Here is a 21,440-nt window from a genome sequence, read left to right as displayed (position 1 = left end):
GACAAATGAAAGATCCGATTCAGAAATATTTTCAGGTAGGAACCATCCAATGGATGAGCCATCCGCCTGTTCAATACGATATTCTGGATTCTGTAAAAAGAATCGCATGTGATGAATATTTTGGAGCCATTGAGCTGACTCAAATTGCAGATGAAGAAAAGAGAAAACAGGTAAAAAAGATGCTGGAGCAGTCCCATCTTACGGTGTGCTACGGAGCCCAGCCAAGACTGTTAGGCCCGAAGCTGAACCCCAATGACATTGACGAAGAGGGCAGAAAAGCGGCAGAAAAAACTCTCATGGAAGCAGTCGATGAGGCTGAGTACCTGGGAGCCAAAGGAATTGCATTCCTGGCAGGAAAATGGGAGGCATCCACAAAGGATCAGGCCTATGAGCAGCTTTTAAAGACGACCAGAAACCTGTGCGATTATGCCGCTGCAAAAGGGATGGTTGTGGAACTGGAAGTATTTGATTTTGATATGGACAAGGCGGCCCTTATGGGACCGGCTCCCTATGCGGCAAGGTTTGCAGCAGATATGCGGATGAGTCATAACAACTTTGGACTGATGGTTGACTTATCCCATTTCCCCACCACATATGAAACCAGCAAATTTGTAATTCAGACCCTTCGTCCTTATATCACCCATTTCCACATCGGAAACGCTGTGGTGAAAAAGGATTGTGAGGCTTACGGAGACCAGCACCCCAGATTCGGCTATCCAAACAGCGCCAATGATGTGGAGGAGCTGAGAGACTTCTTTACCGTTCTGAAAGAAGAGGGATTTTTCAACAGCAAAAACCCATACGTCCTCTCCTTTGAAGTAAAGCCCTGGGCAGATGAAGACGGGGATATTATCCTTGCCAATACAAAACGTGTCATTAACCGGGCATGGGCACTTCTGGAAGATTAAAGCGCAAAAAGGGTGATTTCAAACATTAGAAAGGGAGGCAGACGAAATGAAAATCGTAATATTAGACGGATATACGGAAAATCCGGGAGACTTATCCTGGAGCGGAATGGAACAGATTGGCGAGGTCACTGTATATGACAGAACGCCCCAAGAGCTGATTATCCAGCGGATCGGTGATGCAGAGGCAGTTTACACCAACAAGACACCTTTGACCAAATCCACCTTGGAAGCATGTCCCAGTATCAAATATATCGGTGTGCTTGCCACCGGCTACAACGTGGTAGATATTGAGGCGGCAAAGGAACGAGGCATTCCGGTGTCAAATATTCCCTCATATGGAACGGAAGCTGTTGCCCAGTTTACCATTGCATTGCTGCTGGAGCTTTGCCACCATATCGGAGATCATTCCCGGTCTGTCATGGCAGGAGATTGGACCAGAAGTGAGGATTTCTGCTATTGGAATTACCCTCTTACAGAACTGGCTGGAAAAACCATGGGAATCATCGGATTTGGAAGAATCGGACAGGCTGTGGCTAAGATTGCCCAGGCTTTGGGAATGAAGATTCTGGCTTATTCCAGGACAAGGGAAGAGGGATTGGAAACGGAAACCTGCCGTTATGCGGAGCTTGATGAGCTTCTGGCAAATTCTGACGTGATTTCCCTTCATTGTCCCCTTCACCCTGATACCCAGGGCATGATCAATAAAGAAACCATTGCTAAGATGAAGGATCATGTCATGATTCTCAACAGCTCCAGAGGGCCTTTAATTGTGGAAGAGGATTTAAAGGAGGCATTAAACAGCGGGAAGGTCGGGGGAGCAGCAGTTGATGTTGTTTCAGCGGAGCCCATGAAAGCAGATAATCCCCTGCTGAAAGCCAGGAACTGCATCATCACCCCTCACATTGCCTGGGCTCCAAAGGAAACGAGACAGAGGCTGATGAATATTGCCGTAGATAACTTAAGGGCTTATGCCGAGGGCTGTCCCCAAAATGTTGTAAATAAATAACCGGCACTTATTTTCAGAATGCCGGTAAAAATAAAAGGTTTGTGGAATGAAAAAGGAGTATTGCAATTATGATGGAATAAAATGACATTTGACTGGAAGAGGAGAGCATATGATAGTTTCATGGATGACAACAAACCAGTGCAATCTTAAGTGTAAGCATTGCTATCAGGATGCAGGCAGCAAAAAGGCAGATGAACTGACAACAGAGGAAGCGAAAAAACTGATTGATGAGATTGCTGCGGCAGGTTTCCGCATTATGATATTCAGCGGAGGGGAACCATTGATGCGCCCGGACATTTACACTTTGGTATCTTATGCGTCCGGCAAAGGGCTCAGGCCTGTTTTCGGCACCAATGGAATGCTGATTACAGAGGACGTGGCTAAGAAGCTGAAGGAGTGCGGTGCCGCATCTATGGGCATCAGCCTTGACAGCCTGGATGAAGAAAAGCATAACCAGTTCCGAGGAGATGAAAACGCATACCGCCTGACTCTTAAGGGAATTGAAAACTGTAAAAAGGCCGGTCTTTCTTTTCAGCTCCATACGACCATTATGGACTGGAATCAGGAAGAGGTAAGCGATATCATTGATTTCGCCGTAAAAGCCGGGGCTGCCGCCAGCTACTTATTTTTCCTGATTCCCGTTGGAAGAGGAATATATTTGGAGGAAACCTCCCTGGAAGTGATGGAATATGAAAGGCTTTTGCAGACCATTATGGCAAAGCAAAAGGAAGTTCCCATTGATATCAAGCCTACCTGTGCCCCTCAGTTTACAAGAGTGGCAAAGCAGATGGAGGTGGATACCCGTTTTACAAGAGGATGTCTTGCAGGACTTTCCTATTGTGTGGTCAGCCCTGTAGGAAAGGTCCGGCCCTGTGCCTATATGGTTGAGGAAGCAGGGGACGTCCGCAAGGACGCTTTTGACCAGATATGGAAGAACAGCAGCCTGTTTGAAAGCCTGCGCACCCAAGATTATAAGGGGACATGCAGAGAATGCACCTATGGGAAAGAGTGCGGGGGCTGCCGGGCCAGAGCAGGATATTATCATGAGGGTGATTATATGGCAGAGGATAGTTACTGCGCTTATGGAAAACAATTATTGGAAGAAGGAGCCTTGCTTAATTGAAGATAAAAATAATGTCTTATGCAGTAATGTTTCTTATGGTGTTAAGCGTGCTTGCAGGATGCGGGAAAAAGGCGGCAGAACCGGCCTCTGCCTCCCAGGAAGGATATCGGTTTACCGATGCCCTGGGGCAGGAGATAACGGTTCAAGAGCCCAGGCGTGTGGTTGCTTTAATGGGAAGCTTTGCAGAAATCTGGCTGTCAGCCGGAGGCACTTTGACAGGTGTTACGGATGATGCTTTTGAGGAAAGAGGGCTGGAGCTTTCAAAAGAAATTGTTTCCGTGGGGAAATACAACAGTCCCAGTACAGAGGAAATCATAGCCTTAAATCCGGATCTGGTTCTGCTGTCCTCGGAAACAAAGGAGCAAGCAGCCCTTAAGGAAGTTTTCAAACAGGCAGGTATTCCGGCGGCTTATTTTAAGGTGACTCACTTTGAAGATTATCTTTCCATGCTTAAAACCTGTACGGAAATAACAGGAAACCATGAGCTGTATCAGAAAAACGGGCTGGATGTGGAAGCAGAGATCAAAGAAATCCTTTCCGCACCAAGGCCTCAGACAGCGCCGTCTGTTTTGCTTCTCATTACCTATTCCGGCGGAGCAGCGGCTCAAAATTCCAAGACCATGACGGGAAAAATGCTGAATGACTTGGGCTGCAGCAACATTGCCGATGAGAATCAAAGCGTGCTGAAGGAATTTAATATGGAAAGCATTGTAAAGGAAGACCCGGATTATATTTTTGTGATTCCTATGGGAAATGACGATGATCTTGCCAGAAAGAACTTAAAGGAAACCATTGAAAAAAATCCGGCCTGGAGCACCCTTACTGCGGTGAAAGAGGGCCGCTACATCCTTTTGCCAAAAGAAAAGTTTCTGTATAAACCAAATGGAAAATGGGCAGAAAGCTATACATACCTTTGGGAGATTCTTTATGGAACGAAATAATAAAGCCAGGATTCTGATTATCCTTTTGTCAGCCGCAGGGCTGGCGGCTTCTGTTTTGCTTGGGTTGTGCCTGGGAGCCAGTCATATCCGGCCCTTTGAACTTATTGCCACACTCTTTGCAGGTGATCCTGCTGATTCCCTATACCGGATACTTTACACAGTGCGTCTGCCCAGAGTGATGGGAGCCCTGCTTGCAGGAAGCGCCCTTGCAGTATCCGGTGCTGTGATTCAATCTGTTCTGAACAATCCTCTGGCCAGTCCAAATGTCATAGGTGTTAATGCTGGGGCAGGGCTGATGGTTTTGTTGACTTCCGCCTTTCTTCCGGCAGCCCCTTTGCTTTTGCCTTTGGCAGCATTTTCCGGTGCACTTTTGGCCTGTATGCTGATTCTGGCAATTACCATGTTTGCCAGGATGTCAAGGGTTCTGCTGGTTTTGACTGGCTTTGTTGTCAACAGTATTTTCAGTGCAGGGATGAATACAATTATGATTTTGTATCCTGATGCTTATGTAGGGGCCGGAAACTTTCTTGTAGGAGGGCTTTCTGCAGTTACTTCCGGCACCCTCGTTTATCCTGGGGTTTTTATCGGTGCCGGGCTTATTCTGGCATTGTTTAGTTCCAAAGGACTTAATATTTTAAATCTTGGGGCTGACAGCGCAAAAGCCCTGGGCATGAATGTAAATGCATGCCGTTGTATTTATTTGACCATTGCCGCTATCCTGGCGGGTGCGGCGGTCAGCTTCGCAGGAATGATCGGCTTTGTAGGCCTTTTGGTTCCCCATGGGGTGAAATTAATCATAGGGCAGGATAACCGCTTTGTCATTCCTGCCAGTGCTTTGGCAGGAGGAATGTTTGTTATTTTATGTGATCTGCTGGCGAGAACCTTGTTTCTTCCGTATGAGCTTCCGGTGGGCATTCTGATGTCATTTTTGGGAGGTCCGTTTTTTCTTTATCTGATTTTTAAAAACATGCAAAAGAGGTGAGAGAAATTATGATCAGGCTGGAAGGCGTGACTTATTCCTACAGTAAGCAGCCGTTAATTCAGGAAATGGATTTAAGCTTTGAAAAGGGGAAGATAACCACCATCATCGGCCCCAATGGCTGCGGAAAGAGTACAGTGTTAAAGCTGGCCTCCCGGCTTTTGCATCCAAATAAGGGAAAGGTGTTTTTAGAAGAGAAAGAGATCGGCGGTATGAAACGGAAGGAGTTTGCCCAAAAGGTGTCCGTGTTGCTGCAAAGCGGATATACACCTGATATGGCCGTGGAAGATGCGGTGATGTCGGGAAGATATCCTCATCAATCCCCTATCAGCATTTCTTCTGCCGAGGATAAACGGCTGACGGAATATGCCATGGAGGTGACCTGCTGCCAGTCACTCCGAAAAAAGAGCCTGCGCCAGCTATCGGGGGGAGAGCGGCAGAGGGTTTTTCTTGCCATGGTTCTGGCCCAGGATACTCCGGTTATTTTTCTCGATGAACCGACCACTTATCTGGATATTAATGTTTCCTATGAAATTATGGAACTGATCAGCCGCTTAAACAAGGAACTTGGAAAGACCATTGTGCTGGTTCTTCATGACCTGAATCTGGCTTTGAACTATTCAGACCGGCTGGCAGTGATGGAAAAGGGGAGAGTAGCTGCTTATGATGAGGCTTCCAATTCTGAGGTCCATCGCTGTATCAGTGATATTTTTAAGGTGGATATCCGGCAGATGACGGAGAATGGGAGGTCTTATTATTATTCCTTTAAGATATAAAAGAGAGGGGAAGGGCGCGTATTCAATATATGCAATGTATGGCAATGGTCAACGGCTGGATAACATCGATTTATCTGAATATGTAACGGTTGTTTATAATGGCATAGAGGCAGAAAAAAAGCCACTGGATATTCCATCCAATAGCTTTTTAAAAAATAAATTTAGTTTCCCGAAAGTATTTTTGCCAATTCACTGTCTTTATTCAAAACAATAGTCTTATTTTCGCCCTTTAACGAAGCTTTCAACGCATCTAAAGACCGGACATAATTATAAAAATCAGCCTTCGATTCATCATTATATGCATTACTTAGTATCTGCATATATTCAGCTTCAGCCTTTCCTCTGGTTTTTTCGGCTTCAGCCTCAGCTTTTGCAATGGTTTCTTTTACTGATTTATCAGTTTCATTGCGAATCAGGGAAGATTGATAGTTTCCATCTGCAGTATACTGTGCAGCTATATTATTCCTTTCTGATATCATACGCTGATAAACGGATTCTTTATTGGAATCGGGAAGATCCAATTTTTTGGTTTCCACAGCATGAACTAAAATACCGTAGGAATCCATGGATATTCCTATATTTTCTGTAATTGTCTTGGCCAATAGCCCTTCTCTGCCGGAAATAATATCGTCCTGGCTTGTTGATGACATGATTGTTTTAATTGAGTTATAAACAACGTTATCAAGTCTTATTTCAGCTTTTTCAATGCTTGCATTCAAAGATGAAAGATATTTTACAGGGTCTGTAATTTCCCAGATAACGAAAGAATCCACATTCATTACTTTTTTATCTTTCGTAGTGACATCGCTTGGACGGAGGTCGTAGATCATCTTCATCTTTGGAATATTCTGTGTCGTTTGAATAAGGGGGATTTTATATGACAGACCAGGTGAGGATTCCACTCGAACCACCTGACCAAATTGCTTAATCAGGGTATATTCATTTGCTTTTGTAACTACTGTCGGATTGAGAACCAGAAAAGCCAGTAATAATAAAAGGCAGATTGCCAGGACTTTCATTGTTTTACTGATCGCTTTCATTTGAAACACCTCCATTTTGTATATTTGTGGAAAACTGATCTAATGGCAGCAGCATCTGGGTTCCATCGGAACCATCAATGATAACTTTTAAAGAAGGCAGCACATCTTCCATGGTTTCATAAAACATTCTTTTCTTGGTAATAAGGGGATATTTTATATATTCATCATACATTTGATTAAATCTTGCCACCTGTCCTTCCGCTTCACTGATTCGCTGCTGATAAAACGCATCTGCATCTTTTCTGGCTTTATCCGCGCTGGCATTTGCTTCCGGTATCCTTTCTGACTGATACTTCTTTGCTTCATTGATCATGGTATCCATACTTTGTTTGGCATCTTCAACAGCCTTAAAAGCATTGTTTACTTCTGTTGTTGGAGGCTCTGAATCCTGAATTGTGACGTTTTCAATTCCAAGACCGATATCTTCAAGTTCCAGGCGTTCTGACAGCTTGGACTTTACTGTGGCCTGTATCTCAGCTTTTCCGGTAGTAATTACCTCATCAACATTGTAAACACCAACGGTATCTCTGATATAAGACTGAGCCAGATTCCTCAGTATTTCAACAGATGTGTCCTTATGGATATAGGCTCTGACCGGATCAATGATACGATATTCAATGTAGAAATCAATATTGACGAAATTGAAATCTTTTGTGATCATTTCAGATTCAGAACGTGTGGATTCATCCTGCTCATTATATCCGATACTCATACCGCTTATTTCTTTTGACATTTTATAAACTTCCTGTATAAATGGAATTTTAAAATGAGGGCCTGCTTTTGTTACACTTATTGGCTTGCCAAATGTATTTACAACTGCAACCTTGTCTTCCGATAACATGTAGAAGCTATTGGACAATAAAAAGGCGGCAACAATCAAAAGCAGAACTATTTTAATTCCGCCGGCACCGGCTTTGGCTATTTTTTCTGTTGGAATCTGGTGAGAATTCCTTAGTTTTTTAAACATAGAAATCTGATTCTCCTTTTCTTTTTCTCTAATAAAAATAATATGAGTGACTTCATTTAAGTAGTATAGCATATAGTAACTGGTGGATGCAAATGGACAAACTTTCGTCACAAAAAATAGATTGACAATAAATGAATGATCGTTTATTATAAAGTCATAGAGGTGATGGCATGAGAAAAAAAGACGACGAAAAGGCGAGAAGCATAAAAGAAGCAGTAATTAAGCTGATCCTGCAGGAGGGCTTTCACGGCACCTCTGTCTCTAAAATTGCCAGACTGGCAGGGGTTTCGCCGGCAACGGTGTATATCTATTTTGAGAATAAAGAAGATATGCTCCACGACATTTACACGGAGTATTCAGAAGATATCTATGATTACCTTCTGGCCCGCATCAACCGGGAGATGGAAGGACGAAGGCAGATTGAAATGCTGATCCGTAGTTACTACAATTATATATTAGAGAACAGGGACGTATTCAGCTTTGTGGAGCAGTTCTCCAACTGCCCATCTTTAGCCAATAACTGTTCCGGAAAAAAGGGTGTCTGTAACATCTACGATCTGATGACAGACATGAAGAGGAGCCGCATCATAAAGAATTATCAGGAAGATAATTTACTGGCGATCATGTTTCAGCCGGTAAAAGTAATTGCCATTGATAACTGCAAAACCGAAGAGCAGAAGGCAGATCTTTTACAGGAAATGATTCAGATTATTCAGGATGCAATATTATTATAAGGTTTTTAACAGGCGGGATTCTTTTGTAAAGCTGTTTTTACGAAAAGTCTCGCAAAAAATCGAAACATAATTAAACGAACATTCACTTTTGAAATACTCACAGAAAGGATAAGACCATGATGAATAACTATGAAAGCAAAACAGGAATCGTTTTTCCCATATCAAATAAAGTTATACTTCCTCATACCGACGCTATGCTTCTGTTTGATTCTGTAAACAACAGCCAGATTCAGTACCTGGAAGACGGCGAAGCCGTAAAAATCGCTCTTCCTTTGAGCAGCAGCAACAGCGGCAATCTTAAGGAAGAAGATTTTCATAAAGTCGGCGTGATCTTTAAGGTAAGCGGTGCAGAGCTTACAGAAAAAGGCGCCAAGGTGGCCGCAAGGATTTTAGACCGGGTGGAAATAGGAGAAATCCGGACAGAGGGCGGTGTCACATATGCCCAGTACCGGCTTAGTCCTGACCAGGAGGACTTAGATGAAAAGAGCCGGGAGGAAATCCTTGGCTATATTAAAAAAATCACCGGTGAAATCAGTGCCAAATTTACAGGCGGAGAGCAGTATCAGAAAGTGGTCAACGGTTTTCACGACATAAATTCTCTCATATCCTACTTATCCCAGTTCACCCAGATACCGGCTCAGGAAAAATATGAGCTTCTGGAAATGAGTTCTCTAAAAGAGAGAAGCCTGCGTTTTATGGACTATCTGTTAAAGCAGAAGGAAATGATTGAGCTTCAGATGGAGATATCCGAGAAGTTCTCAGAAAAGGCTAACAAGAATTACCGGGAAACCGTACTCCGAGAGCAGTTAAAGGCCATTCAGGAAGAACTGAACGAGGGCAGAGAAGGCGGTAAAAAGGACGTAGATTACTTAACCAGAATTGAAGAGGCCGGTATGCCTGATGAGATTAAGGAAGCCGCTCTGGAAGAACTGGATAAGTTAAATGAACAGGAATCCAACAGGCCGGAATATAATATTATCCGTAATTATTTAGATCTCCTTGTTCAGCTTCCCTGGAAAAAGGAAGCAGCAAAGTCTATTGATTTAGAGAATGCCAGAAAGATTTTAGACGACCAGCATTACGGCCTGAAAAAGGTAAAGGACAGAATGATCCAGCATCTGGCTGTTATGCAGTTAAATAAGAACAAAAAAGGTTCCATCCTGCTTCTTGTAGGACCGCCCGGAACAGGTAAGACCAGCTTAGGAAAGAGCATTGCAGAGGCCCTCGACAGAAAATATATCCGCTTAAGCCTGGGCGGTGTCCGGGATGAATCAGAAATCAGAGGCCACCGGAGAACCTATGTAGGGGCCATGCCGGGAAGGATTATTCAAAGCATGAAAAAGGCCGGGGCAACCAACCCTGTCATGATTTTAGATGAGGTGGATAAGCTGATGTCCGGCGGTTTCAGCGGAGACCCTGCCAGCGCCTTGCTAGAGGTTCTGGATCCGGAGCAGAATAACACATTTACCGATCATTACTTAGATCTTCCTTATGATTTATCCGATGTATTCTTTGTGGCAACGGCCAATTCTCTGGATACCATACCAGGACCCTTGTTAGACCGTATGGAGGTCATTCAGATATCCAGTTACACGGCAGATGAAAAGTTCCATATCGGAAAAAATCACCTGATTCCATCTGTTTTGGAAGAACATGGATTAAAGCCGGAGCAGATAGTTATTGATGACCAGGTATTGCAGAAGATTATCAGCGACTACACCCTGGAAGCAGGAGTGCGGGGACTGAAGAAGCAGTTGGCAAGCATAGCCAGAGTTACGACAGAAAAAATCGTTTCCAATAAAGCAGAGCTGCCCTTTGAGATTAGAGAAGAAGATTTGGAAGATATCCTGGGCAGAAAGGTATCCCGCCACGACAAGGCACAGCTTGACAATCCTCCGGGAGTGGTGACCGGCTTGGCCTGGACTCCGGTGGGAGGAGAAATCCTCTTTATAGAAGCGACCCATATGCCTGGAAACGGAGCCATTATGCTGACCGGAAAACTGGGAGATGTGATGAAGGAATCAGCCAGAATCTCTCTGAGCCTGTTAAAATCCAGACTTCCCTTAAATGCCTTTGATTTTAAAGAACGGGATCTTCATATCCATGTTCCGTCAGGAGCTGTTCCAAAGGATGGCCCGTCAGCGGGAATCGCATTATTTACAGCCCTGGCCTCTCTGGTGACAGGCAGCAAGGTGGACCCAAAACTTGCCATGACAGGCGAACTCACCTTAAGGGGTGCCGTACTTCCAATCGGCGGCCTGAAAGAAAAATTATTGGCAGCTCAAAGAGCCGGAATTAACCGTGTTCTCATTCCAAGAGATAATGTCAGTGACTTAAAAGATGTTCCGGAGGAAGTGAAAGACCAGCTTACTATTATTCCGGTAGAAACCATTGAAGATGTGCTGAAAGAGTCCTTAGGCATTTTCCTTCCCCGCATTGAGCATGTACTCATGCAAAACAGCGGGAATGGACGGCTTTTGGAAGGACCTGATCCATCATACATGAGTATGAAAGGAAACGCTTGACAAACAGAACGATCCTATGTCAAGATAGAGTGACACCCTCCTGAATGCCGGTATAAATTCGGAAAAGGGAGTGATACTATGGGTGAAATCGAAAAAAGGAGTTCAGAAAACTTATGATCAAGCCATACATCTTTTTTAACGGTAATTGCGAAGAGGCCTTTCAGCTGTATGCAAAAGCCTTTGACGGAGAGATAATCCACATGCAGAAATACGGGGAGATGCCGCAAAACATCGATTTTCCAATCTCAGAAGAGGAGAAAAATCTGGTGCTGCATGCTCAGGTAAGTTTGAATGAAGGCGGAGTTTTAATGGGAGCTGATGTTGCAAGACCTTTGGAAAAAGGAACAAATATCAACTTCAGCCTTGAGATGACTTCTGAAGAAGCAGCTAAAAAAGCATGGAACCTTCTGAAAGAAGGAGGTCAGGTGCTGATGGAACTGGAGCCCTCATTTTTTGCCAAATTACACGGTTCTCTCCAAGATAAATATGGAATGATCTGGCTGTTTTCTGTATCATAGTCAGTATTTGAAAACGGGGCGCAGTGAGGAAAACTGTCCCCGTTTTTATCTGCGTCTAAAAACTTTTTGAAAAAAGATTGACAAAAGAGCATCGTACTAGTATAGTAAACATATATGTTTAGTATGATATGAATATAAAGCAAGGAGAAAAGACATGAAAATCAATTACCAACAGATTATGAACAACAAAATGCAGTGCTGTTGTTGCTGTAGATGCTTCGTTTGTGAAGAGATACGGCCTGTTGGTGTGCGCATTTAAGTGTCTGATTTCCAATTTTTGTCTTGCAGTATTGAGAGAATGAATGGAAGGGAGCGGGTGTGCGCGCATGCCCCTTCCTTTTTTCATTTTATATGAAAAAGGGAGGAATATTATTACATGTATCAGATAGAGGATAAGGCGGGAGGGGAGAAATATCATGGATTTTGAATTTATCCGCGCCCATGTGCCTATGTATATAGAAGCGGCAGGTATCACACTCCGGATTTCTTTGGTGGGGATTCTGCTGGCAACGGCCATTGGCCTTTTATGCAGCCTGGTCAAGGTATTCCACATACCGGTACTTAGAAATATTGTAAACGGATACATCGAGGTTTCCAGAAATACACCTTTATTGATCCAGTTATTCTTTTTATATTTTGGCCTTCCCAAGCTGGGAATTGTTTTAAGCTCTGAAAGCTGCGCCATTATCGGCCTGTCTTTCCTGGGTGGAAGCTATATGGCGGAGGCGTTCCGGACAGGAATTGACCAGGTGCCGCCCATTCAGTCGGAATCAGGTCTCAGCCTGGGACTTACAAAGTGGCAGGTATTTCTCCACATCATACTTCCCCAGGCCATTACCACGTCGGTTCCGGTGTTTTGTGCCAACATCATATTTCTTATTAAAGAAACATCGGTGTTCAGCGCAGTTGCCCTGGCTGACTTAATGTTTGTGGCAAAGGATTTGATTGGAATTTACTATAAAACAGATGAGGCCCTTTTCATGCTGGTAATCGCTTACCTGATTATTTTACTTCCAATATCCTTACTTTGTACCTGGATAGAAAGGAGGGTCCGTTATGCAGAATTTGGGAATTAGAATACTGTTTGAGGGAACCAACTTCCTGCGCCTCCTTGGCGGGCTTTGGGCATCCCTTCGGATTGCGGTTATAGCCATGGTGCTGTCTGTAGGGCTTGGAATTTTACTTGGAATGGTCATGACCAGCAAGAAAAAGCCTGTCCAGATATTCTGCCGCCTTTATCTGGAGACTGTAAGGATCATGCCTCAGCTTGTGCTTTTGTTCCTGGTTTACTTCGGAGCGGCAAAGCATTGGAATATCAATCTCTCAGGCGGAACAGCGGCCATTATTGTGTTTACCTTCTGGGGAGCGGCGGAAATGGGAGATCTGGTGCGAAGCGCCCTGGAATCCATACCGGTTCACCAGTACCAGAGCGGTTTTGGACTTGGTATGACAAAGCTTCAGGTATACCGTTATATCATCATCCCCCAGACCGTGAGAAGGCTGATTCCATCGGTGATGAATCTTTTGACCAGAATGATCAAGACTACCTCCCTGGTGGTGCTGATCGGAGTCATTGAAGTGGTCAAAGTGGGAAAGCAGATCATTGACGCTTCCAGATATACCATTCCAGATGCATCCCTTTGGGTGTACGGTGTGATCTTTGTGATGTATTTTGCAGTCTGTTACCCGTTTTCCAGGGCAGCCGCTCTGTTGGATAAAAAATTAAAGGATTGAGAAAAATGAGACAGGAAGAGATTTTAAAAATAGAAAACCTCAGGAAATCTTACGAAAACGGGCAGCCGGTTTTAAAGGATGTTTCCTTTACCTTGGAAAAGGGAGAGGTAGTTGTGGTAGTAGGGCCTTCCGGATGTGGAAAGAGCACATTTTTACGATGTATCAACATGCTGGAGCCCATTGATTCCGGGACTATCCAGTTTAAGGATCAGGTCATTGACAGAAATGGCCGTGATGTTTATGAGATCAGGCAAAAGATCGGCATGGTATTCCAGAGCTATGATTTATTTCCCCATAAGACCATTCTGGGAAATATCCTGTTGGCGCCTTTGAAGGTGCAGAACCGGGATAAAAAGGAAGTGACGGAAGAGGCAGAAAAACTTCTGGAACGGGTCGGGCTTTCAGATAAGAGGGATGCCTACCCGAGACAGCTTTCCGGAGGTCAGAAGCAGAGAGTAGCCATTGTACGGGCTCTCATCATGCACCCGGAAATCCTGCTTTTAGATGAAATTACAGCAGCCCTGGACCCGGAAATGGTCCGGGAGGTTTTACAGGTAGTATTGGAGCTGGCAAAGGAAGGAATGACCATGGTCATTGTCACCCATGAAATGGAGTTTGCCAAGGCAGTGGCAGACAGGGTCCTGTTTATGGATCAGGGAGTCATTGTGGAACAGAGCCGGCCGGAAGAATTTTTTACTTCTCCGGAAACAGACCGGGCAAAACAGTTTTTAAATACGTTTCATTATGAAGCGTTATAAAAAAATATAAATGGAGGATATTATTATGAAGAAAAAAGTATTCGGTGCATTATTGGGCGTAGTCATGGCAGCAGGTATTTTAGCAGGCTGCGGTCAGACAGGTGGAACAAAGGAGAGCGCAGCAGGAGAGGCTGGCGGAGCATCTGCACAGGCCAGGACTCTTGATGAGATTAAGGAAGCCGGAACTATTAAAATCGGTGTATTCAGCGACAAAAACCCATTTGGATACGTGGATTCCAACGGAGAAATCCAGGGCTATGACGTTTATTTTGCAAAGCGTATGGCAAAGGATCTGCTGGGAGGCGAAGACAAAGTTGAATTCGTATATGTTGAGGCTGCAAGCCGTGTGGAATATTTAAAGTCTGCTAAGGTAGATGTGATTTTAGCTAACTTCACTGTAACAGATGAAAGAAAAGAGCAGGTAGATTTTGCACTTCCTTACATGAAGGTTGCTCTGGGCGTGGTATCACCGGATGCAAGTCTGATCGAGGATGTGGCTGATTTAAAGGATAAGACTCTCATTGTGGTAAAGGGAACAACAGCAGAAACATATTTCTCTCAAAACCATCCGGAAGTGAAGCTGTTAAAGTTTGATGAGTACCAGGAAGCATATGATGCCCTGTTAGACGGAAGAGGAGATGCTTTCTCTACCGATAACACGGAAGTTCTTGCCTGGGCAATTCAGAACAAAGGATTTACTGTAGGAATTGAATCCATCGGAAACCTGGATACCATTGCTCCAGCCGTTCAGAAGGGCAATAAAGAACTGTTAGACTGGATCAACAGCGAGATTGAAACTCTTGGAAAAGAGCAGTTCTTCCATAAGAATTTTGAGGAAACCTTAAAGCCGGTATATGGCGATGAGATTGATCCGGAAAATCTGGTTGTAGAAGGCGGTCAGGTTTAAGAAATAGAAAATAGAATGAAACGGGCAGAGGCAGTCGGAGAATATCTGACTGCCTCTGCCCGTTTTAATATTGGATGGAAAATGGGGTGAGATGGTGGTACAATACAGATATGCGGGATGTTTTATTGTAATAGTCAGATGAAACTGAGGGAAATAAGGAATGGAAATGATATTGAGAAAAGGGGAGTCGAATACGGGTATGAGATTATTTCAGATTTATTTTAGTCCGACAGGCGGAACAAAAAAGATTGTTGATTTCATGAGCAGGTCATGGGACTGTGAGAAAGTGGAAATAAATTTGTCAAATTCTTTGGAGGATTTTTCGGAATATGAATTTGGTGAAAATGATGTCTGTATGGTGGCAGCTCCTGTATTTGGGGGGCGTGTACCTATGCTGGTGACGTCAAATATCCGGAAGCTGAAAGGGAATGGTGCAAAAGCAGTTCTTATTGCAGTGTATGGAAACCGGGCTTATGAGGACGCTTTGCTGGAATTGAAAAATACCGCGGCATTGGCCGGATTTTGCTGTATTGCCGGAGTTGCTGCTGTTGCGCAGCATTCTATTATGAATCAGTTTGCAGCGGGTAGGCCGGATTTGCGGGATGAGGAAGAGTTGCTGGATTTTTCTGAAAAGATTAAAGGTATTACTGGAGAGAATACAGTGGGAGCTGAACTGTGGGTTCCGGGGAACGATCCTTACAAAGAATATAAAGTAGTTCCGGTGATTCCGAAAACCGGAGAGGAATGTAACCAGTGCGGTTTATGCGCAGAAGAATGTCCTGCTGGTGCCATTCCCAAGGAGAATCCTATGCTGACGGAACCGGAGATGTGTATTTCCTGTATGCGGTGTGTGGTGATTTGTCCTCAAAAGGCCCGTTATGCAGATGAGGGGCTTGTAGAGATGATGTCAAAAAGGTTAGGGGAAGTATGTTCTGTCAGAAAGGAAAATGAATTGTTTCTTTTGGACTTTGCGGAGGAGTGATATGAATAAGGGGATTCAGGAGTATATTGAAAGGTACAGCAAAGAAATACAAGACCTTTTTGCCGAAATACGGAAACTTATCATTAAAAGTGTCCCGTGTGAGATAGAAGAAAAATTATGGGCCAAACTGCCAAGTTTTTATGTTGGGGATAAATTTATAAAAATTATTCCTTTTAAGGATCATATTAATATTGAAGCTGCGGCAGTTATCAGGTATAAACCGCAGTTGGAACAATATAAAATCACGCCTAAAGGGATGTTGCAGATTTATCTGAATCAGGATATTCCATGTGTTATTTTAGAGTCAATTTTTATGGAATCATTAACATAGCTATATTTTAGCAAGGAGGGGCCAGATGGAAATTAAAAATATTGATCAGCTTTCAGATGAATTTATTTGGCAGGATTCTGTGGGGTTAATTACAAAATCATTGGGTGCCGCAGGAGGAAGTCAGAAAGTTTATGTGAATATTGATTATGTTCCGCCGAAAGCATATAGTACCAAATACCATAGTCATTCCCAACAGGAAGAATTTTTTATAATTCTTTCCGGCACTGGTACCTTGCGGTTGCAGGATAAGGAACGGGATGTGAAGCAAGGAGATTTTTTTGCAAAGCCCGCTGGGCAAAACATTGCCCATACATTTTATAATTCCAGTGATGATATTTTAGTTATTTTGGATGTCGGGACAAATGAAAAGGAAGATACCTGCTACTATCCGGACGAAGATGTGTACATGCAAAAGTCAAATGAACAGCGCCGTGTTTTTCGGGGAGGGGATTCAGACCTGCTGTGGACATCGGAACCTAATCAGTGAGCGTTGTATGAGTTTAAATTTCAACTTGCAGTCTTATTAAAAATGTATTCCACATATAATACGGATTATATTTTAACGAAAGAAAGTGACTTTGAAAAGGCTGTTTATGTTCTTGGATGCAACGTCTACGAAATGAAATAATAAAATTCTGGTTTTTTGAGCCGGAATTATTGAATGAATTACAGGTGACGGAGGGGAGAGTAAGAAATTAAAATGAATGGTTCTTTATTGTTATTACCCTTTTGGCTGATAAGGTTTGGGCTTTTGTCAATTTTAAGCAAGGATGCCATAAGACGTGCGGCCCATTTTCCACCAATGTTTGGAAATGAGATATTAGCATATTGGATATATCAGGTTTCAAATGCAGCAATATTTGTGTATTTATGTTTTCTCAAAGTTACAATAGAAATTTCTTGGCAATTCTATACAGGATTAGTTTTCTATATATTTGGATTAATATTATGTACAATCACAATGATAAACTTTGCGTTTTCTTCCAATGAGGGATTAAATCGTAATGGGCTTTACCATTTTTCACGTAATCCTATGTATTTGTCATATTTCATATATTTTATTGGGTGCACCTTGCTGACGCGGTCATGGATATTATTTGGAATCGTATTAATATTTCAAATCGCTTCCCATTGGATTATTCTTTCGGAAGAAAGATGGTGTATTGATAAATTTGGAGAAGAGTACAAGAAATATATGAAAAAGGTCAGACGATATATTTGATGTTAAATGTTACAGCAACTAAAACAAAAGTTAAATAGAGGAGAATAATTTACCGGGGGGATCGGGAGCAGAGTTTTATAAAAAGATAGGATTCATGCCCAATAAAGATATCTTTTTAAGTATTCTTTGTAAACGGTTTTGAAATTGAAGAATTTAAAGTGCAGATTATTTATATTACAGGAGGCTCACGATGACAGAAAAAGAACTTTTTAACCCTGTGAAGTCCGTTATAGCTATTTATCTGGTATGTATCGTATTCAGGGTCATTGAATACATGGTTATCCGTACGGATCAAAGTATTTTTGGGGAAGCGTTTCTACATAAATTGGCGGGTATTGCTGTGCTTTTGCTTGCGATGCGGTATGTTTCCCTGAAATGTATGGACATGGGTTTTGCAGGTAAGTCAGCAATGAGATATGTGACCTATGGACTGTTGCTGGGCGCAATCGTATTTACAATTGCCTACGGAACCGAATTTTTCATACATCTTTCAAGTGGCAGCCAACCTGGACTTCAAATTTATATGACCAGCTATGCAATTGACGGTAATATTGGACGGCAAACTGGCCTCATGTTTTTTATCTTTTGCATAATTGGAAATTTAATCAATGTAGTTATGGAGGAAGGAGTATTCCGGGGCCTGTTTGTGAAGCTGCTGGAAACGAAATACTCATTTATTAAAGCAGCTATTTTTTCTTCAGTGCTCTTTGGTTTTTGGCATATCATTGCTCCAGTACGCGGTCTGTTGGATGGGGAAATTAGCCCAACCGGAGCGGTGATGTCCGCCCTTATGCTGGTTGTAACCACAGGCATCACTGGATTAAAATTCTGTTTGTTGGCTAAAGTCACCGGTTCGCTATGGATGTCCATGGCTGATCACTTTTTAAATAACACGGTTATCAATCTTCTGCATGTCATAACAACCTCCGGCGCGGATGAGTTTCAGATAATACGTATTTCAATCGCGCAGACGGTATCATTTCTGATCGTTCTTTTTATCTATTGGAAAAGCGGAGCGCACCACAAGCCGACATTCCGCACATAGGTATACAGATAAAAACATTGATTGATGAAGATTAAATCAGATCAGGGTAAATAGTTTGCGCAAACCATTTGGATAAAGTATACTGATTTTAAGAAAAATTACAATAGAGGGATGAATTTAAAATTGAAAGGATTTGATAGCATATGAAAAAGAATCCGGCAAGGAATATGGCTGCTGCAATTTCTTTGTGCGTGATCCGTTTTTTACTATTGGCACTTCAATCATAGAGGGCTCTTTGCGGTTCTTTCACCGAAGAAATGAAATCCTTCCAATCAGAGATATTCTCGTTAAAGAAGCCTATGACAGCGACGCTTTTTATGTGTCAGTGCCAAGACCAGATATTTCGGAAGGGTTAGAAGATGAAAAGGGACCTTTTTTGGAGGGTGGAGATATCCTGGTTTTAGGAAAAACTGTTTTTGTGGGCAATTCCGGATTAGCTTCAAACCATAATGGCTATCTTTGGCTCAAATCATATTTGTCCCACTGGAATTACGAAGTGGTGGAGGTTCCGCTGAAAAAAGATGTGCTTCATTTGGATTGTGCCTTAAGCTTAGTGAAGGATGGATTGATGATTGTTTGCGAAGAAGCTCTGTTAAACGGAATCCCCGAATCATTGAAGAATTGGGATAGAATTTCTGTTCCTTATCAGGATATTGCCTATCTGGCTGTGAATGGCCTTCCCGTAAATGAGTCTGTTTATATTTTAGATCCTCAATTTGAATATATTGCAGAGCAATTAAGAGCGCGAGGGATAACTGTGGAATATGTTGATTTTAAAATCTCAAGAAGCCTGGGAGGTTCCTTTCGATGCAGTACCCAGCCGCTTGTAAGAATATAGATGGAAAAGAGGTATATCCTGTTAAAGAGACTGCGTTGGAAGGTATACGTTTTTGGAGGTGCATACCATTAAGGAGATCGTTGCTAAAAGTCTGATTTCGGCAAAAAATAATATGAACATATACCGTGGCTGTACACATGGCTGTATATATTGTGATAGCCGAAGTGAGGTTTATGGTAAAACCTATGATTTTGAAGATATTGAGGTAAAAGTCAATGCAGTAGAACTAATTGAAATAGAACTGTCTAAAAGAAGAAAGAAATCAATGATAGTAACTGGCTCAATGACTGACCCTTATATTCCGCTTGAGAAAAAGCTGGAAAACACAAGAAAATGCCTTGAAGTCATTGAAAGGTATGGTTTTGGAGTGGCTCTTTTAACAAAATCAGATTTAATTTTAAGGGATATTGATTTGTTAAAGAGAATCAATGAAAAGTCAAAATGTGTTGTTCAAATGACACTTACAACTTTTGATGAAGAACTTTGCAAACTATTAGAACCTAATGTCTGTACTACAAAAAGACGGGTTGAAGTGTTAAAGGAAATGCAAAGGGCAAATATTCCTACTATTGTTTGGCTTACTCCAATTCTGCCTTTTATAAATGATACAGAGGAAAATATTTTAGGTATTTTAAATTACTGTAAAGAAGTGGGTGTGAAAGGTATTATAACCTTTGGTATTGGTATGACACTCAGATATGGAAACCGTGAATATTATTATAAAAAATTAGAAGAACATTTTCCAAATCTTAAAAAAGAATATATGAAAAAATATGGTTCCGCTTATGGGCTTAAGAGTCCTCGTAGTGGAAAATTATCCAAACTAATACAGTCATTCTGCAAGGAAAACAATATGCTTTATGGCGAAAAGGAAGTTTTTAACTATGTTTGGGATTTTACGGAACAAGATGGACAACTCTCATTGTTTGAGAGTTGAGAAAAAACAGATTGGATACGCTATTTGCTTTAAAATAGATCATGTACCAATTTCCAAGTGGCAGGGTGGGGGAATCCGGACTATGTGTTTGGTTCGGTATTTCTACGGCATATGGCTGCACCCGGTATAAATGAGAGGAGAGAATATTATGAATGACAAAACTGTAGTATTAAACGCCGGTCTGGTAAATTATGATGGAAATGTTGATTACTCACAAATTGCATCTGAGGTGGTAATCTATGATGAAACACCAGAAGATAAAATTTTGGAGAGAGTTGAAGGTTTTACGATTGTTGTAACGAAAGAAATGAAAGTCAGCGGTGACATTATTAGAAAGTTTCCTGATAGTGTAAAAATGATTTGTGAAGCCGGAACCGGATACAATAATATAGATTTGGATGCGGTACGTGAAAAAGGAATCATCGTATGTAACATCCCTGCGTATAGCAGTGAGCGGGTGGCACATACAGCAATCCTTTTAATTTTAAGCCTGGCAAGCTCAATGCAAAAACAGATTCGTATGCTTGCAGAAGGCAATCATGACAATTTCCATAAACATTTAATGGTGGACCACGTAGAATTAAACGGCAAAACATTGGGAGTGATCGGTTATGGAAATATTGCAAAGGAAATAATCAAAGTAGCCCAAGCACTGGGAATGGATATTTTAGCAGCTACCAGAAATCCAAGAGCAGATGTGGGGAACATTCACTTTACAACTAATGAGGAAGTTTTAAGGCAAAGTGATTTTATTTCCCTTAATTGTCCTTTAAATGAATCAACAAGACATTTGATTAACAAAGAAACTTTAGCAATGATGAAACCAACAGCATACTTAATCAATACTGCACGAGGAGCGCTGGTTGATGAAAAAGCACTGATTGAAGCATTGCAAAATAATGTAATTGCAGGAGCGGGATTAGATGTGCAGGAAATAGAACCATTGGATGATGCAAGTCCATTGTATACAATGGATAATGTGATCATTACTCCCCACATGGGCTGGAGGGGATTAGAAACAAGACAACGTTTAGTTTCATTAATCCAAGGCAATATCAGTGCTTTTTTCAAAGGGCAGCCGATTAACAGAGTGGATTAAAAAGTCAATTAGAATCTTAGGTTATGGCCAATATCCGGCATAATAAGAGCAAGGCAGTTTTGTATTTATT

23 protein-coding genes are annotated in these 21,440 nt (G+C 42.2%); 21 read left to right on the top strand and 2 right to left on the bottom strand.

The window, feature by feature from the left end; translation table 11 throughout:
• Positions 1-5: 5 nt before the first annotated feature.
• The 6 genes from V7M78_RS08920 (at position 6) to V7M78_RS08895 (ending at position 5,733) form a co-directional block, all read left to right on the top strand.
• Positions 6-908 carry a sugar phosphate isomerase/epimerase family protein gene (locus tag V7M78_RS08920; RefSeq protein ID WP_333648581.1) on the top strand — a complete coding sequence of 301 codons (903 nt, stop codon included), beginning with the start codon at positions 6-8 and terminating at the stop codon, positions 906-908.
• A gap of 46 nt (positions 909-954) precedes the next feature.
• A complete protein-coding gene (locus V7M78_RS08915) occupies positions 955-1,914 on the top strand; it encodes a D-2-hydroxyacid dehydrogenase (protein ID WP_333648579.1) in 960 nt (319 codons plus the stop codon).
• A 109-nt stretch (positions 1,915-2,023) separates the two neighbouring features.
• Complete coding sequence (gene nirJ2, locus V7M78_RS08910) at positions 2,024-3,037, top strand: putative heme d1 biosynthesis radical SAM protein NirJ2 (RefSeq protein WP_333648577.1); 1,014 nt, start codon at positions 2,024-2,026, stop codon at positions 3,035-3,037.
• Positions 3,034-3,978: an ABC transporter substrate-binding protein gene (locus V7M78_RS08905; protein ID WP_333648575.1), complete on the top strand. Its 945-nt coding sequence runs from the start codon at positions 3,034-3,036 to the stop codon at positions 3,976-3,978. The genes nirJ2 and V7M78_RS08905 overlap by 4 nt, the downstream gene beginning before the upstream one ends.
• Positions 3,965-4,960 (top strand): FecCD family ABC transporter permease, encoded by a 996-nt coding sequence (locus tag V7M78_RS08900; protein WP_333648573.1) that lies wholly within the window; start codon positions 3,965-3,967, stop codon positions 4,958-4,960. The genes V7M78_RS08905 and V7M78_RS08900 overlap by 14 nt, the downstream gene beginning before the upstream one ends.
• 8 nt (positions 4,961-4,968) lie before the next feature.
• Complete coding sequence (locus V7M78_RS08895; protein ID WP_333648571.1) at positions 4,969-5,733, top strand: ABC transporter ATP-binding protein; 765 nt, start codon at positions 4,969-4,971, stop codon at positions 5,731-5,733.
• A gap of 161 nt (positions 5,734-5,894) precedes the next feature.
• Here the strand turns inward: V7M78_RS08895 and hflC are convergent, their stop codons facing one another.
• Together hflC and hflK are read right to left on the bottom strand one after the other, a co-directional pair.
• Positions 5,895-6,773, bottom strand: a complete 879-nt coding sequence (gene hflC / locus V7M78_RS08890) for a protease modulator HflC (RefSeq protein ID WP_333648569.1) — start codon at positions 6,771-6,773, stop codon at positions 5,895-5,897.
• Positions 6,757-7,740: an FtsH protease activity modulator HflK gene (gene hflK / locus V7M78_RS08885; RefSeq protein WP_333648566.1), complete on the bottom strand. Its 984-nt coding sequence runs from the start codon at positions 7,738-7,740 to the stop codon at positions 6,757-6,759. Before hflK ends, hflC begins: the two co-directional genes overlap by 17 nt.
• 170 nt (positions 7,741-7,910) lie before the next feature.
• Between hflK and V7M78_RS08880 the strand changes: the two genes are divergently transcribed.
• The 15 genes from V7M78_RS08880 to V7M78_RS08810 all read left to right on the top strand — a co-directional run bounded on the left by V7M78_RS08880 (position 7,911) and on the right by V7M78_RS08810 (position 21,370).
• Positions 7,911-8,474 carry a TetR/AcrR family transcriptional regulator gene (locus V7M78_RS08880; protein WP_333648564.1) on the top strand — a complete coding sequence of 188 codons (564 nt, stop codon included), beginning with the start codon at positions 7,911-7,913 and terminating at the stop codon, positions 8,472-8,474.
• Between the two features lie 116 nt (positions 8,475-8,590).
• Complete coding sequence (lon, locus tag V7M78_RS08875; protein ID WP_333648562.1) at positions 8,591-10,999, top strand: endopeptidase La; 2,409 nt, start codon at positions 8,591-8,593, stop codon at positions 10,997-10,999.
• Positions 11,000-11,112: 113 nt separating this feature from the next.
• Positions 11,113-11,517, top strand: coding sequence for a VOC family protein (locus tag V7M78_RS08870; protein WP_333648560.1), 405 nt, complete (start codon positions 11,113-11,115; stop codon positions 11,515-11,517).
• Between the two features lie 416 nt (positions 11,518-11,933).
• Positions 11,934-12,593 (top strand): amino acid ABC transporter permease, encoded by a 660-nt coding sequence (locus V7M78_RS08865; protein ID WP_333648558.1) that lies wholly within the window; start codon positions 11,934-11,936, stop codon positions 12,591-12,593.
• Positions 12,574-13,251 (top strand): amino acid ABC transporter permease, encoded by a 678-nt coding sequence (locus tag V7M78_RS08860; protein WP_333648556.1) that lies wholly within the window; start codon positions 12,574-12,576, stop codon positions 13,249-13,251. Before V7M78_RS08865 ends, V7M78_RS08860 begins: the two co-directional genes overlap by 20 nt.
• A gap of 5 nt (positions 13,252-13,256) precedes the next feature.
• Entirely contained in the window at positions 13,257-14,009 is a 753-nt protein-coding gene (locus V7M78_RS08855; protein WP_333648554.1) for an amino acid ABC transporter ATP-binding protein, read from the top strand.
• A gap of 25 nt (positions 14,010-14,034) precedes the next feature.
• Positions 14,035-14,916 (top strand): cysteine ABC transporter substrate-binding protein, encoded by an 882-nt coding sequence (locus tag V7M78_RS08850; RefSeq protein WP_333648552.1) that lies wholly within the window; start codon positions 14,035-14,037, stop codon positions 14,914-14,916.
• Between the two features lie 160 nt (positions 14,917-15,076).
• On the top strand, positions 15,077-15,898 hold the full coding sequence (locus tag V7M78_RS08845) for a 4Fe-4S binding protein (protein ID WP_333648550.1): 822 nt from the start codon (positions 15,077-15,079) through the stop codon (positions 15,896-15,898).
• Between the two features lies 1 nt (position 15,899).
• On the top strand, positions 15,900-16,229 hold the full coding sequence (locus tag V7M78_RS08840) for a DUF1801 domain-containing protein (RefSeq protein ID WP_333648548.1): 330 nt from the start codon (positions 15,900-15,902) through the stop codon (positions 16,227-16,229).
• Between the two features lie 25 nt (positions 16,230-16,254).
• Positions 16,255-16,716, top strand: coding sequence for a cupin domain-containing protein (locus tag V7M78_RS08835; RefSeq protein WP_333648546.1), 462 nt, complete (start codon positions 16,255-16,257; stop codon positions 16,714-16,716).
• A gap of 213 nt (positions 16,717-16,929) precedes the next feature.
• A complete protein-coding gene (locus tag V7M78_RS08830; RefSeq protein ID WP_333648544.1) occupies positions 16,930-17,451 on the top strand; it encodes a methyltransferase family protein in 522 nt (173 codons plus the stop codon).
• Between the two features lie 190 nt (positions 17,452-17,641).
• Complete coding sequence (locus V7M78_RS08825) at positions 17,642-18,496, top strand: CPBP family intramembrane glutamic endopeptidase (protein ID WP_333648542.1); 855 nt, start codon at positions 17,642-17,644, stop codon at positions 18,494-18,496.
• A 133-nt stretch (positions 18,497-18,629) separates the two neighbouring features.
• Positions 18,630-19,334: a dimethylarginine dimethylaminohydrolase family protein gene (locus V7M78_RS08820; RefSeq protein ID WP_333648540.1), complete on the top strand. Its 705-nt coding sequence runs from the start codon at positions 18,630-18,632 to the stop codon at positions 19,332-19,334.
• A gap of 67 nt (positions 19,335-19,401) precedes the next feature.
• Positions 19,402-20,271, top strand: coding sequence for a radical SAM protein (locus V7M78_RS08815; protein ID WP_442914638.1), 870 nt, complete (start codon positions 19,402-19,404; stop codon positions 20,269-20,271).
• Between the two features lie 148 nt (positions 20,272-20,419).
• A complete protein-coding gene (locus V7M78_RS08810) occupies positions 20,420-21,370 on the top strand; it encodes a 2-hydroxyacid dehydrogenase (protein WP_333648538.1) in 951 nt (316 codons plus the stop codon).
• Positions 21,371-21,440 lie beyond the last annotated feature (70 nt).

The organism is Lacrimispora sp., from assembly GCF_036758025.1.
In the GTDB taxonomy this organism is placed as follows: domain Bacteria; phylum Bacillota; class Clostridia; order Lachnospirales; family Lachnospiraceae; genus Lacrimispora.
Note: the sequence above shows the minus strand (reverse complement) of the source record. Positions and strands in the feature narration are given on the sequence as shown.